The 13,487-nt window shown below is 35.0% G+C and carries 11 protein-coding genes; 6 read left to right on the top strand and 5 right to left on the bottom strand.

Annotation, left to right across the window (positions count from 1 at the left end; translation table 11 throughout):
• Nucleotides 1-64 precede the first annotated feature (64 nt).
• On the bottom strand, nucleotides 65-1,747 hold the full coding sequence (gene treC, locus ACTNDN_RS09960) for an alpha,alpha-phosphotrehalase (RefSeq protein WP_251629433.1): 1,683 nt from the start codon (nucleotides 1,745-1,747) through the stop codon (nucleotides 65-67).
• An 810-nt stretch (nucleotides 1,748-2,557) separates the two neighbouring features.
• Here treC and ACTNDN_RS09955 point away from each other — a divergent pair.
• On the top strand, nucleotides 2,558-3,682 hold the full coding sequence (locus tag ACTNDN_RS09955) for a GntR family transcriptional regulator (RefSeq protein WP_441131197.1): 1,125 nt from the start codon (nucleotides 2,558-2,560) through the stop codon (nucleotides 3,680-3,682).
• 73 nt (nucleotides 3,683-3,755) lie between these two features.
• Nucleotides 3,756-4,595 carry an STAS domain-containing protein gene (locus ACTNDN_RS09950; protein ID WP_441131183.1) on the top strand — a complete coding sequence of 280 codons (840 nt, stop codon included), beginning with the start codon at nucleotides 3,756-3,758 and terminating at the stop codon, nucleotides 4,593-4,595.
• A 129-nt stretch (nucleotides 4,596-4,724) separates the two neighbouring features.
• Here the strand turns inward: ACTNDN_RS09950 and ACTNDN_RS09945 are convergent, their stop codons facing one another.
• Entirely contained in the window at nucleotides 4,725-5,888 is a 1,164-nt protein-coding gene (locus tag ACTNDN_RS09945; protein ID WP_441131182.1) for an iron-containing alcohol dehydrogenase, read from the bottom strand.
• Nucleotides 5,889-5,989: 101 nt separating this feature from the next.
• On the bottom strand, nucleotides 5,990-6,595 hold the full coding sequence (locus ACTNDN_RS09940; RefSeq protein WP_441131181.1) for a hypothetical protein: 606 nt from the start codon (nucleotides 6,593-6,595) through the stop codon (nucleotides 5,990-5,992).
• A 225-nt stretch (nucleotides 6,596-6,820) separates the two neighbouring features.
• Here ACTNDN_RS09940 and pepT point away from each other — a divergent pair, with 225 nt between their 5' ends.
• From pepT to ACTNDN_RS09920, 4 genes are all read left to right on the top strand, one after another.
• The gene (pepT, locus tag ACTNDN_RS09935; RefSeq protein WP_048718783.1) at nucleotides 6,821-8,056 is read left to right on the top strand and encodes a peptidase T; all 1,236 of its coding nucleotides are present in this window, start codon (nucleotides 6,821-6,823) and stop codon (nucleotides 8,054-8,056) included.
• Nucleotides 8,057-8,253: 197 nt separating this feature from the next.
• On the top strand, nucleotides 8,254-8,676 hold the full coding sequence (locus ACTNDN_RS09930; RefSeq protein WP_031536838.1) for a hypothetical protein: 423 nt from the start codon (nucleotides 8,254-8,256) through the stop codon (nucleotides 8,674-8,676).
• A gap of 204 nt (nucleotides 8,677-8,880) precedes the next feature.
• A complete protein-coding gene (gene rpe / locus ACTNDN_RS09925) occupies nucleotides 8,881-9,525 on the top strand; it encodes a ribulose-phosphate 3-epimerase (protein ID WP_048718780.1) in 645 nt (214 codons plus the stop codon).
• 561 nt (nucleotides 9,526-10,086) lie between these two features.
• Complete coding sequence (locus ACTNDN_RS09920; RefSeq protein WP_235251785.1) at nucleotides 10,087-11,580, top strand: peptide MFS transporter; 1,494 nt, start codon at nucleotides 10,087-10,089, stop codon at nucleotides 11,578-11,580.
• An 85-nt stretch (nucleotides 11,581-11,665) separates the two neighbouring features.
• On the opposite strand, the gene ACTNDN_RS09915 is transcribed toward ACTNDN_RS09920, so the two are convergent.
• Both ACTNDN_RS09915 and ACTNDN_RS09910 read right to left on the bottom strand, forming a co-directional pair.
• Nucleotides 11,666-12,208, bottom strand: coding sequence for an RNA polymerase sigma factor (locus ACTNDN_RS09915; protein ID WP_235251786.1), 543 nt, complete (start codon nucleotides 12,206-12,208; stop codon nucleotides 11,666-11,668).
• Nucleotides 12,209-12,581: 373 nt separating this feature from the next.
• Complete coding sequence (locus ACTNDN_RS09910; protein WP_441131180.1) at nucleotides 12,582-13,358, bottom strand: LamB/YcsF family protein; 777 nt, start codon at nucleotides 13,356-13,358, stop codon at nucleotides 12,582-12,584.
• Nucleotides 13,359-13,487 lie beyond the last annotated feature (129 nt).

Raw genomic sequence — 13,487 nt, 5'->3', positions numbered from 1 at the left:
AAAATTTTCCCATAAATCTGATTAAAAATATTTCCTGCGAAATTTCTCCGCAGGAAACGAAGTCTTATTTTAAATGATAAACAATGGACTCATATGGTCTTAGCGTAATACTTTCTCCAAATGAAGGAGAATTTGAATAGTTAGAAAGAAGCGCTGTACTTGTTAATCCTGTAGTATCAACATGCTTCGGTACAGTAAATACCGCTTCTTCCTCGTAAAAATTATTTATTACGAATAGCTTTTCTTTATCTGTACTACGTAAGTAAGCAAATATTTTATCATCATCAGGAGCAAGTAACTCATAATCTCCATCTGTCACAATATCGTATTCTTTACGATGGTTAATTAACTTTTGATAGTGATAGAAAACAGAGTCTTTATCCTTTATTGCATTTTCTGCATTCAGCTCTTTATAATTTCTCGCTGTTTCTATCCATGGTGTTCCCTCCGTAAATCCAGCATTTTTATCTCCATTCCATTGAACAGGTGTACGAGAATTATCACGGGATTTTCTACGTAGAACTTCTAAGATTTCTGCTTCTGGCTTACCACTTGCTTTCAATATATTATACATATTTAAAGATTCCACATCACGGTATTGGTCAATAGATGTAAATTTAGGATCGGTCATCCCAAATTCTTCTCCTTGATATATATATGGAGTGCCCTGCATCATATGGATCGTGGTCGCAAGCATCTTCGCAGATTCCTTATGATATTTTCCATCATTTCCATAACGAGATACAATCCGCGGCTGATCATGGTTACACCAAAATAGGGCATTCCAGCCTCCACCTTCATGCATCCCTACTTGCCAGTTAGATAGAATTTGTTTTAAAGCATGAAAATCCATTTCCCCAATTTCCCATTTTTCTCCGTTTGGATAATCTACCTTTAAATGGTGAAAATTAAAGGTCATGCTTAATTCATTACGTTCTGGCATTGTATATTTAATACAATGCTCTAATGTTGTGGAAGACATCTCCCCAACTGTCATACTGTCATATTTTGAAAAAACAGCTTGATTCATTTCATGGATAAATTCATGCACACGTGGACCATCTGTATAAAACTTTCTTCCATCACCAGGTGCTACTGAACCATCATCATCTGGAAAATCCTGATTTTTTGAAATTAAGTTAATAACATCTAGACGGAAGCCATCTACTCCCTTTTCAAACCAGAATTTCATCATTTTGTAAACTTCATGGCGTAGCTGTTCATTCTCCCAATTTAAATCAGCTTGGGTTACATCAAAGAGATGTAAGTAATATTGATCTGTCTTTTCATCATATTGCCACGCATTCCCACCAAATTTTGACTGCCAATTTGTTGGCTCCTTTCCATCTTCTTTTCCATCTTTCCAAATATAAAAATCACGATAAGGATTATCCTTAGAAGAGGCGGCCTGTTTAAACCACTCATGCTCTGTGGAGGTATGGTTAACGACAATATCCATAATTATTTTTATCCCTTTTTGATGAGCTTCATTTAATAGCTGATCAAAGTCATCCATATTTCCATATTCATGATGAATGGCATAGTAATCACTAATATCATAGCCATTATCTTTTTGTGGGGAAGCATAAATAGGTGTTAGCCACAGGACATCTACCCCTAATTCCTTTAAATAATCTAGTCTTTTTATTATTCCTTGAATATCTCCTACTCCATTTCCAGTTGTATCTTGAAAACTCTTCGGATAAATTTGATATACTACTGCCTTTTGCCACCATGCTTGTTCCATCTATTACACCACCGATGTGAGAATTATGTCCTTTTCCTTTATCTCAAAAAACGTAATGATTTTAGTGAGGGCACTGAAAAACTGATAGCTATTGATGATTGATTGTAACCGCCTTTTAAACTTAGATGTGTAAATTGTTTTCCGAGGTGACCACATGACTCATTGGGGCGAGCGCCGAGCCGCTTCACAGCTCACGCTCCTGCAGGGTCTCGGACTTTCTCGCTGCTCCCATAGGAGTCAAGCGGTCACCTCTCCAAACCAACTTATTATTCGCTTTCAAATAAATAAAACCTCATTTTATTTGGAGAACTAGACTTTTTCAGTGGCCTCGATTTTAGTATCTGTGTTTTTTTCCATTAAATTTATTAGAATAAGTTCAAATACCTTATGCTCATCTGCACACAAACCGGTCGACATCATAATGAATATCAACTTTCTTTGATTTAGTACTCTACGCAAGACCATAAGAACGAATTTTTTATGTTTTCCTTCCCTTCCATCATAACATGTATATACAAGTTGTCAACTAATTTAGTAATACGTTTTCAAAACATCCTTTTATGAAAAAGATATTGTATATAAACTTGTACGTATAATAAATAAGAAGGATTATACTTGCCACATCATTTTTCACTATTTCCTTGCTAAACTCTATGTTTTCTTTTTCTTGTGCCTCTCACCCGACTTTTCCCCCCTTTATCAAAGAAAACATTGGTCTTTTAAGCCTATTTTTGATACGATATCTCTATGATTGATTTTTATTGTACGTATAAGTTAACATCGTTAACTACAATGGAAAGCGGTGAAACAGTGGCACAAACAACAAAATACAATATGGTGAAAGAAAAAATTACGGACTGGATCACTAGCGGTAAAGTGCAGCCTGGAGAAAAAATATATTCAGAAAACGAATTGGGGAAAATGTTTGGGGTAAGTCGACATACGATTCGTCAAGCATTAGGCGATTTAGTACATGAGGGCTGGCTGTACAGAGAACAGGGTGCTGGTACTTTTGTTTCCCATCAGCAGATTCCTTCTACACAAATGGCATTATCCCATTCTCAGCTTCCATTAAATAAAACGAAAAATATTGGTGTCATTACAACATATATATCAGACTATATTTTCCCATCCATTATTAAAGGAATTGAATCTTATTTAACAGATCGTGGATATTCACTTACTTTCGCTTGTACGGACAATGATATAAAAAAAGAAAAACAATGTCTTCAGACAATGTTAAATAGAAACATTGACGGTTTAATTATTGAACCGACTAAAACAAATGTCTTCAATCCAAACATGAAGTTTTATTTAGAGTTAGAGCAAAATAAAATCCCTTATTTAATGATTAACCAATTTTATCCACAGCTCTCTCCCCCTCATTTAGTGGTGGATGACGAATATGGTGGATTTATTTCGACAGAGCATTTAATAAAGCTTGGGCATAAAAAAATCATTGGACTATTTAAATCCGATGATTTGCAAGGAATTAATAGAATGAAAGGATTCATACAAGCATATAAAGCTTATTCGATTCCGTTCTTCCCAGAAATGCTGATTAATTATTCTACCGAAAATCAAGTTGAATTTCCCATGGAGCGATTGGCAGAGACTTTCAAAACAGATAATAGACCGACCGCTATTATTTGTTATAATGATCAACTTGCCATCCAAGTAATCCAGTATCTTCGCTCCATACATTTATCCATTCCAGATGATATCGCCATCATTGGCTATGATGATTCATTCTTAGCCGAAGCCTCTGAGGTTAAATTAACTTCTGTATCCCACCCAAAAATGGATATGGGCTTAGATGCAGCAAAATGGATTGTCAATGCAGTGGAAGAAAAAGGAACTTTACCATTGTCCTATGTGTATAAGCCTAACTTGGTATTAAGAAATTCCACAGGACCTTATCCAAAGACTTTATAGAAGTTCATTTGCTCCACATATTAGGAAAGAACATGTATACTATAAATAGATTTATACTTAGGAGTGAGCCGTTTTGAAGGATGAATTAGCTTATATAGGTAACAAAATCATAAAAAACAAGTACATCCTTGCTGAAAATACAAATACATTGCTATCTCAATTTTTACAGCAAACCTCTGATTTATCCTTACCATATCTAAAAGAAGATATGCATAAATGGAATGCGAAACTCTTTTTCATTTTAGCTGAATCATTAAAGGATAATAAAGATACAGATGAAATACAGCAATGGTCGGAAAAAACTGCAGAAGCATTTGTAAGGAATCATATTCCTTTACAATCCGCCCTTCGCTCCCTATCCATTTATCGAAATGTTATTTGGGACGTATTTACAGAAGAATTGGAGCAGAAGTCTTTTGCACCAATTACTATGTTGGATGTAGGAAAGATCATTGATCCGATTCTCGATGAAATAAGTGCTTATATTGGGCATATTTATGAAGAACATAATACAAAGATAATGAAGCTTGCCTATAATGCATTAGAAGAACTGTCTGTACCAGTTGTTCCAATCGCGAAAGAAACAGCGATTATCCCACTTATCGGCGAAATAGATACACAACGTTCACAATTAATTTTAGAGGTAGCATTACAAGAATCTGCCAATTTAAAAATCGAATATCTCATTTTAGATATCTCTGGCGTACCAATTGTCGATACAATGGTTGCAGATAATTTATTTAAAGTAGTGCACGCTTTGGATTTGATTGGAGTTAAATCCATTGTCTCTGGAATTAGACCTGAAATTGCTCAAACGATTATTTCTTTAGGAATCGACTTTAGCAAGATTACCACGTGTGCAAATTTACATACTGCTTTAGCTAGTATTGGGTTGAAGAGAGTAATAGAATAAGAAAAAGAGGATGTCTTAAAGTGTTATTGTAATAAATAACTCTGTTAAGACATCCTTTTTTTATGCTGTATAACGCTCTTTTTCAATTTCTTTTAATGATTTTCCTTACTTGGAAGCCAAATGTTATTATTATAAAATCTCTTTAAACATAGAAATGACTTCTTCCTTTGTAGGTTGGAATGGATTTCCTGGAGCGCATGCATCTACTAATGCAAAATTCGCTAATTTATCCAAATCCACCTCATCTACACCTAATTCTGATAATTTTGCTGGAATTCCTACTGTTTGGCAAAGCTTTATTATGGCAGCAATGACTTCCTCAGCACACTGGCTATCCGTTTTTCCTTCAATAGAAATACCAATCGCTTTAGCTATTGCAGGAAATTTTTGAGGATCCCGTCTAGCATTTTCTCTTTCCACGATAGGTAAGAGCATAGCATTGCATACACCATGTGGTAAATCATATACGCCCCCTAATTGATGTGCCATTGCATGAACAAATCCTAAACCTGCATTATTAAATGCCACACCAGCTAAGAACATAACATATACCATCTGTTCACGGGCTTCTATATCATGTCCATCCTTAACTGCACGCGGTAAATAAGTGAATATCTTCTCTACTGCAGCTAAAGCAGTAGCATCGGTTACTGCATATGCTCCCGGAGTAACAATTGCTTCTATCGCATGTGTTAAAGCATCTATTCCTGTTGCAGCTGTTAATGCAGCAGGCTTATCCACCATTAGCTCCGGATCGTTCACAGATATCGTTACAAGGCAATTTTTATCCACCATCACCATTTTTACTTGTCGTTCCTCATCTGTAATGACATAGTTAATGGTGAATTCACTGGATGTTCCAGCAGTTGTGTTTATCGCTACAATTGGTACTGATTTTTTTGAAGTTTTTCCTACACCTTCGTAATCCCTAATATCTCCACCATTCGTTACATAAAGTCCAATTGCTTTTGCTGTGTCTTGAGGAGATCCTCCACCAACAGATACAATAAAATCACATTCATTTTCTTTGTATGCTTCTACTCCTTTATATACATTTGCTGTTGTCGGATTAGGTTTTACTTCTGCATAAACAACATACTCTATCTCTGTTTCGTCGAGTACTTTTTTTACTTTTGCCACAATCCCGCTTTCATTTAGGAAAGCATCGGTTACCAATAGTGCTCTTTTTACGCCTAATTCTTCTATTTGTGGTCCTACTTCCTGTAGACAGCCTCTTCCCATTAAATTCGTACTTGGAACATAGTTTTTACACTTGACTATATTTAAAGACATAGATACCATCATGAGAAAGTAGCTTTATTTTAGGGGCTAAATTAGAGATTGTTCGTCTTTACAGATTTTTCCATTTAGTTTTATCCCGCCTTCTATCGACCTTATTTCCCCAGCATATCAAGTGTTTCTTCTACTCCTACAGCATAATCTTCAAATATACCATTTTTAATTTTTATCATCGTTGGGGTGCCAGTAATTTCAATTTCCTTCGCGGTTTCTGGCGCTTCATTGCCGTAGGCTGTATTATGTGTGGCAATAATTTGATTATCCTCATTTGCAACAACCCCCCAGGCAATATTTTTATCATTTTGGAAGTCCTCTATATTTATTCCATCATTCCAAACTTCTTTTCCGTCCACTATTTTACCTATTATTTTGTCATGCTCTTTATGGTGGGCTTCCCAGTCATACCAGCTAGCTTCATTCTTTTCTTCCTGCATATCGACAATATAAATTGGAACGTCTCCACTGTTGCTAAACTCAATAACATCCTCTTCAATTTCCTTACAATATGTACAGGTTGCTTGCCAAAAATAAACGATATATTCCTCATCTTGCTGATTGAATGTAGAGGATGCTTCTATTTTCGTTAAATCCTCAATAGCATTAATACGATTACTGTTTAACAACCAGATAGCTGCAAAACAAACAATCAAGATTACCGCAATCACTATGAAAATAATCATTGGTCTATTTTTTTTCTTCATTTATAAATCTCCTTCACTACAATAAGTAATACCTATATTCTATCTAAAAAGCCACCCCAATAAATCATCAAACCAGCCACAATTTCAACATAATTGTGAACAAGTCTTCTCCATTGATGGCTTTATTCTAATTGCAACGAAAATGTTAGCAGCAAATTCACTATATTCGTATTATTCATTCCTTCTATGATAAAATCAGAATATCTTGAAAAGGAGTTGAATACCGTGAAAGAAAATATAATAAATCGCTTTATATCATATGCTGTTGTTGATACACAATCGAATGAGAACAACGCAGAATGTCCTTCTACTCCAGGACAGTTAACACTAGCTAATTTATTAGTAGAAGAACTTAAAGAAATTGGATTAGATGAAGTAACTATTGATGAAAATGGCTATGTGATGGCTACTTTGCTAGCAAATACGAATAAAAAAGTTCCAACCATTGGTTTTCTTGCTCACTTAGATACTGCTACTGATTTCACAGGAAAAAATGTACGTCCACAAAGAGTAGAAAATTATGATGGGCAAGATATTATATTAAATGAAGCTTTACATATCGCTTTATCTCCAAACGATTTCCCTGAACTAAAGAATTATGTGGGGCATACTTTACTTACGACAGATGGAACTACCTTACTTGGTGCAGACAATAAGGCTGGTATTGCTGAAATTGTCACTGCCCTAATTTACCTAAAGGAAAATCCCGACATTAAACACGGAAAAATCAGAGTTGCTTTTACCCCGGATGAAGAAATTGGCAGAGGTCCTCATAAATTTAATGTAGAAGCCTTTGATGCTGATTTTGCTTACACAGTTGACGGTGGCCCCTTAGGCGAATTGCAGTACGAAAGCTTTAATGCTGCTGGAGCCAAGATTACAATAAGTGGAACAAATGTGCATCCAGGTACAGCAAAAGGGAAAATGGTTAATAGTATAAAAATTGCAATGGAATTACAAAGTCGCCTGCCAGCAAGTGAGGCACCTGAATTTACAGAAGGATACGAGGGCTTTTATCATCTACTGTCCTTTGAAGGAGATGTTGAAAAGACAAATCTCCATTATATTATCCGTGATTTTGATCGTAATTCTTTTGAAGAAAGAAAAAATGTTCTACAAGAAATTGTGGTCGAATTAAATCAAAAATATGGCGATAATACGATAAAGTTAGACTTAAAGGACCAATACTACAATATGCGCGAAAAAATAGAACCAGTAAAAGAAATTGTTGATGTTGCCTACAAAGCAATGGACAATCTCGGTATTAGCCCTATTGTCCAACCAATTCGTGGTGGAACTGACGGCTCCCAGCTCTCTTATATGGGACTACCGACCCCAAATATATTTACAGGTGGCGAAAATTTCCACGGCAAATATGAATATGTATCTGTTGACAACATGATAAAAGCGACAAATGTCATTGTAGAAATTGCTCGCTTATTTGAAGAACGAGGAGAGTAATAGGGAGAAGGCTATATGCCTTCTCTTTATAGTTTGCTAGATAATTTTTTAATAGTCACCCATTTCGCACCAGATGTTTATTTCGGATTTCGAATTAAATTTTGTACTTTTAATAGTTTAGTATATAATGATTCAGTGCCAAAATCCCTATATTCCATGGATTTAGGGTTGAAAGAAAAGATTAGAGGAGTTTTGCAATGAATACAATCAGTAAAATGCAAGAAGAAGTTACACAAAATACAGAGTTACATCACTTTATTTTAGAATCCTTTGGACTTCAATCCAAGAAAAAGAGAGTGCGCAAAAAACTGTTTAAACAAGTAATCTCTCAAGAAAAAATCCTAAAAAAAGTAGTGAAAGAATTTAAACTAGCAGGTCAAGAGCAGTCAATTCCAACTGCCAAACAGGAAGAAAGCAATATATCCTTTAATAGCCTGCCAATAACTACTTTATTAAAAATCGGAAAAGAATTTTTTAAAGAGGAAGAAAGTGTTCGTTTTTACTATAATAAAAACAAAGAACCTTTCTATAAAAATAAAGAAATGTTAGTTACTTGTATTTCCACAAATTTTGCAGATGCACCTGCTGAAATTCAAAAAGAAATCATCAATAAATTATAATTCTTTACATTTCATGATTCATTTTTTAATAGCCACTTCCTCTCATCCTCCTAAATTATGAAGTGGCTACTATTTTTTATTCCCTCTTTCCCCATGCAATAGTGCTACCGCTTTTAATTTTCTTGTTCCATATCTCACACTCTGCTATAATTTTCATGTGTATATTATTGCACTTATATTAGACTAGAAAGAGGAGGAATACATATGATTAAAGTTGCACCCTCCATTCTCTCCGCTAATTTTGCGAAGCTAGGAGAAGAAGTAAAAGACGTTGAGCTAGGTGGAGCAGATTATATCCATGTAGATGTCATGGATGGACATTTTGTACCTAATATTACGATTGGCCCACTTATTGTAGAAGCAATCCGTCCAGTTACAACTTTACCTTTAGATGTTCATTTAATGATTGAAAATCCTGATTCTTATATACCACAATTTGCAAAAGCTGGTGCTGATATCATCACAGTACATGTTGAGGCATGTCGCCACCTGCACCGTACTATTCAATTGATTAAAGAAAATGGGGTTAAATCAGGCGTAGTATTAAATCCAAGTACTCCTGTAGATACAATCAAACATATCATCGAAGATATTGACATGGTTCTATTAATGACCGTTAATCCTGGTTTCGGTGGACAAGCATTCATCCATAATGTACTTCCAAAAATTAGAGAAGTTCGTCAATTGGCTGATCAACTAAATCCGGCACTTGATATTGAAGTGGACGGTGGTATTAATGCCGAAACGGCAGTATTAGTGAAAGAAGCAGGGGCAAATGTTCTTGTTGCTGGATCATTTATTTATAATAATCCAAATCGTGAAGAAGCAATTAAGGCTGTACGTGGATAAATAACATGAATTTATCATCGTGGGCGTTTTCCTTTCCCTCACTGATGATAAGTTGTTAATTGAATTTTTTAGTCAGTAAGACAGTTCATTAGTGGAGACTTCCGAATTAATTGATAACAAGAGGCTGGGACAAAAGTAAATAGCCACTATCACAGCTTTTATAAACCAATAAAAAAACCTGAACAAGCATATGGAACTATGATTGTTCAGGTTTTTCTATAGCAGGAATCTTCTTTCCTTTTTATCTTTCGCCTTTCTCCTCAAAGTGAATCTATCACTTAATCTTGCGAACACTACCTCGCACTTGATAATTGCAATCATCAATTTTTAGATTATTTGACTATTTCTCCTTTCCATTCACTCACAAATCGTATCAAATACTAGTAATCCTTCCTCAATTATTATATTAGAAATGCTTATTCTATTCTAAAAATAGAGATTATTAAGACTTTAATAGTATATCCTCCTTATATTTACCTATATTAAAGCAGAAATAAAAATTTTTTTGACAAATCTAGCACCTTTTCAGTATTATATTAAAATAATAGAGGAGGTTTCATGATGTCAGAACTAAATAAACAGAAAATTGTGGACAGTGTTCCCCAAAAGGGATTTTTTGGGCACCCTAAAGGATTATTCACTCTTTTCTTCACAGAATTTTGGGAGAGGTTTTCTTACTATGGAATGAGAGCCATCCTAGTTTATTATATGTATTACGAAGTTTCTAAAGGCGGATTAGGTATCTCTGAAGGAACAGCAATAGCTATTGTTTCCATTTACGGTTCCCTTGTTTATATGTCGGGTATAATCGGCGGATGGTTTGCTGATAGAATTTTTGGTACGTCTATGGCCGTTTTCTATGGTGGTATTTTCATCATGCTTGGTCATATTGTTTTAGCCGTTCCAGGAAGTATTACCATGTTCTTTATTTCGATGGTCTTAATTGTTATCGGAACAGGTTTATTAAAACCCAATGTATCAAGTATTGTTGGGGAAATGTATAGTCCAGAGGATGCTCGACGTGACGCCGGATTTAGTATTTTCTACATGGGAATAAATCTTGGTGGATTCCTAGCACCGATTATTGTCGGAGAGATTGGAATGAATTATAGCTTCCATCTTGGTTTCGGACTTGCTGCAGTAGGGATGTTATTAGGTTTAATTGTATTTATGATGACTAAAAAGAAAAACCTAGGTCTTGCTGGTACAGTAGTGCCAAATCCTTTGTCAAAAGAGGAAAAGAAAAAAGTTTATTCTTCCATCGGAATTGGTGTAGTTGTCCTTGCCATTATTCTTGCTATTACTATTTCTTTAGGAATATTAACATTTGATTCTTTCATCACAATTATTGGAATTCTTGGTTTCTTAATTCCCGCTATCTATTTCACTGTTATGTATCGCAGTCCCAAGACAGATCGTGATGAGCGTTCCAGATTAATTGCATATATTCCGTTATTCTTAGCTGCAGTTATGTTTTGGGCTATCCAAGAACAAGGCTCCACTATTCTAGCTACCTATGCAGATAAACGAACACAATTAGAGTTTGCTGGATTAAGTCTTTCACCGACAATTTTCCAATCCATCAATCCGTTGTTCATCATCATTTTTGCTCCAATATTTGCATGGATTTGGATGAAGCTTGGTAATCGACAGCCTTCTGTTTCTAAGAAATTTTCGATTGCTTTATTATTTGCAGGTTTATCCTTTATCATTATGATGTTACCTGCCTATATTGGTGGAGAAAATACACTAGTAAGTCCATTATGGTTAGTATTAAGCTATTTCCTTGTAGTTGTTGGAGAGCTATGTATATCTCCAGTAGGACTATCCGCAACTACAAAGCTTGCGCCTAAAGCCTTCTCTGCACAAACAATGAGCTTATGGTTTTTATCTAGTGCAGCTGCTCAAGCACTTAATGCACAAATCGCACCATTATTTACAAAAATATCGGAAGTTGCCTATTTCGGTATTTTAGGCGGAATAGCAATCCTCTTAAGTATTATCCTTTTCTTGTTATCACCAATGATTCAGAGCAAGATGAAGGGAATAAAATAACATATAAAGACAAGTGGGGGTTTATCCTCCACTTTTTTTTACCTCTGCTTTCCATATACAATAAACGTGGAGTGGTAATGCTCTGTTAACTCTCTATTTCTACTTTATGTCCTCCTATTGAAATTCCATCTACATTTTTTGAACTTACTAGACTTCTTTGAAGTAATTTTAAAGCACGATGCTGTGTTGTCTTCACCTTGCTTTCAGACCATCCTAAATTTAATGCTGTTTCTACAATACTCATGTCTTTTAAATATCTACAATAGATTACCTTTTTTTGATCTACCGTACAGCATTTTAGTAAATGATTCAGCCAATCCAGTTGTTCTTTATATAGTGCCATTTCCTCAGGAAGTGCCTGTTCATCTTTTATATGAATGGGAATTTCACAATCAAAGGAATAAGAATTTTTTTGCTTTCGAAAATGATCGATAGCGATATTTTTTGCAATTGTATATAACCAAGTTCTTTCACTACTTTCTCCTTTAAAGGAGCATTTTGTTTTAAGAACTCTGATAAAAACTTCCTGAACTAAATCCTCCGCCTCCTCTTTTTTTACTCCTAAATATATTAAAAAATGAATTAACTCTTGATTATATTGTCTATAGAGCTCATCAATCGAACCCATTTCTCCCACTCCCAACAAAACCAGTGAATCCATGGAAAGATAGCAAATTAAAAAATCTTCATTTAAATTAATGAGAGCAAAAATAATTTAATGCATACAAATTTGTTTCTTCATATAACTTCCTCATTAAGTTGTTACTATCTCGATAGTGTTTATCCATTAGATTTGTTACAAAATAGTTTCCAAATCAATTTTTGTAACATTAATGAAATATATTATACATCTTATCGTAATAAAAGTCCCATTTTTTTTCATTAAATTTCTGCTATTTTTCTATTTCTTTTTAGCTCTCTTCCATCAAACCGTTGCGTCTACTATTATTTTGTTAGGAAAACTCAAAAGATTCATAGTCTTTTATAGGAGAAGCAAAGCATTAATGCTTTGCTTCCGACTGTTTGAAATTTTGAATGCTTATATTAGACTGAAGGAGCGTCTTTCTGATTGTTTTTACGATAGATAAGCCCTCATTTGAATCTCCGTGAATACAAATTGTATCTGCTTGAATCGGTACCTCTTCTTCTTGAACTGAAACAACCTTTTTCTCCTTGACCATATGAAGTATTTGCTTTGCTGCATAATTTGGATCATGGATAAGCGCTTGTTCCTGTGTACGTGGAGTTAAGCTACCATCTGACTGATAGGTGCGGTCTGCAAATACCTCATTAGCAACATTTAAGCCATATCGCTTACCTGCCCTGATTATTTCACTATTCGCTAATCCAAAAAGGATATATTCAGGATTCACCTTATAAACAGCTTTAGCAACAGCCTCTGCTAAGTGGATATCCTTTGCTGCCATATTGTATAATGCACCATGGGGTTTTACGTGCTGCATAGCTCCCCCTTCTGATTTCACAATTGCCTCTAATGCCCCTATTTGATAAACAACAAGATCATAAATTTCACTAGGTGATATATTTATTTCTCTTCTTCCAAAGCCTAGTACATCATTAAAGCCTGGATGTGCTCCAATCGCTACTTTATTCTCAAGCGCAAGTTTTACCGTTTTTCTCATGGTCGTTGGATCTCCAGCATGAAAGCCACAGGCAATATTAACACTTGTCACAAATGGTATAATCCCTTCATCATTCCCAATACGATAAGCACCATAGCTTTCTCCTAAATCACAATTAATATCAATAGACGACATAATGGCTCGCTCCTTCCACTTTTATATTCAACATTTAATGTATTTTCCTATCTATGGTGATTCTAGATAACCGACAGTTAAACCTGCTAATTTCTCAGTTTTCTTAAGTCTACAAAAAATGCGGTAGTC

The sequence above is a fragment of the Niallia sp. HCP3S3_B10 genome, from assembly GCF_052064465.1.
GTDB classification, from domain to species: Bacteria; Bacillota; Bacilli; order Bacillales; family Cytobacillaceae; genus Niallia; species Niallia hominis.
This window is presented reverse-complemented; position numbering and strand designations above follow the sequence as displayed.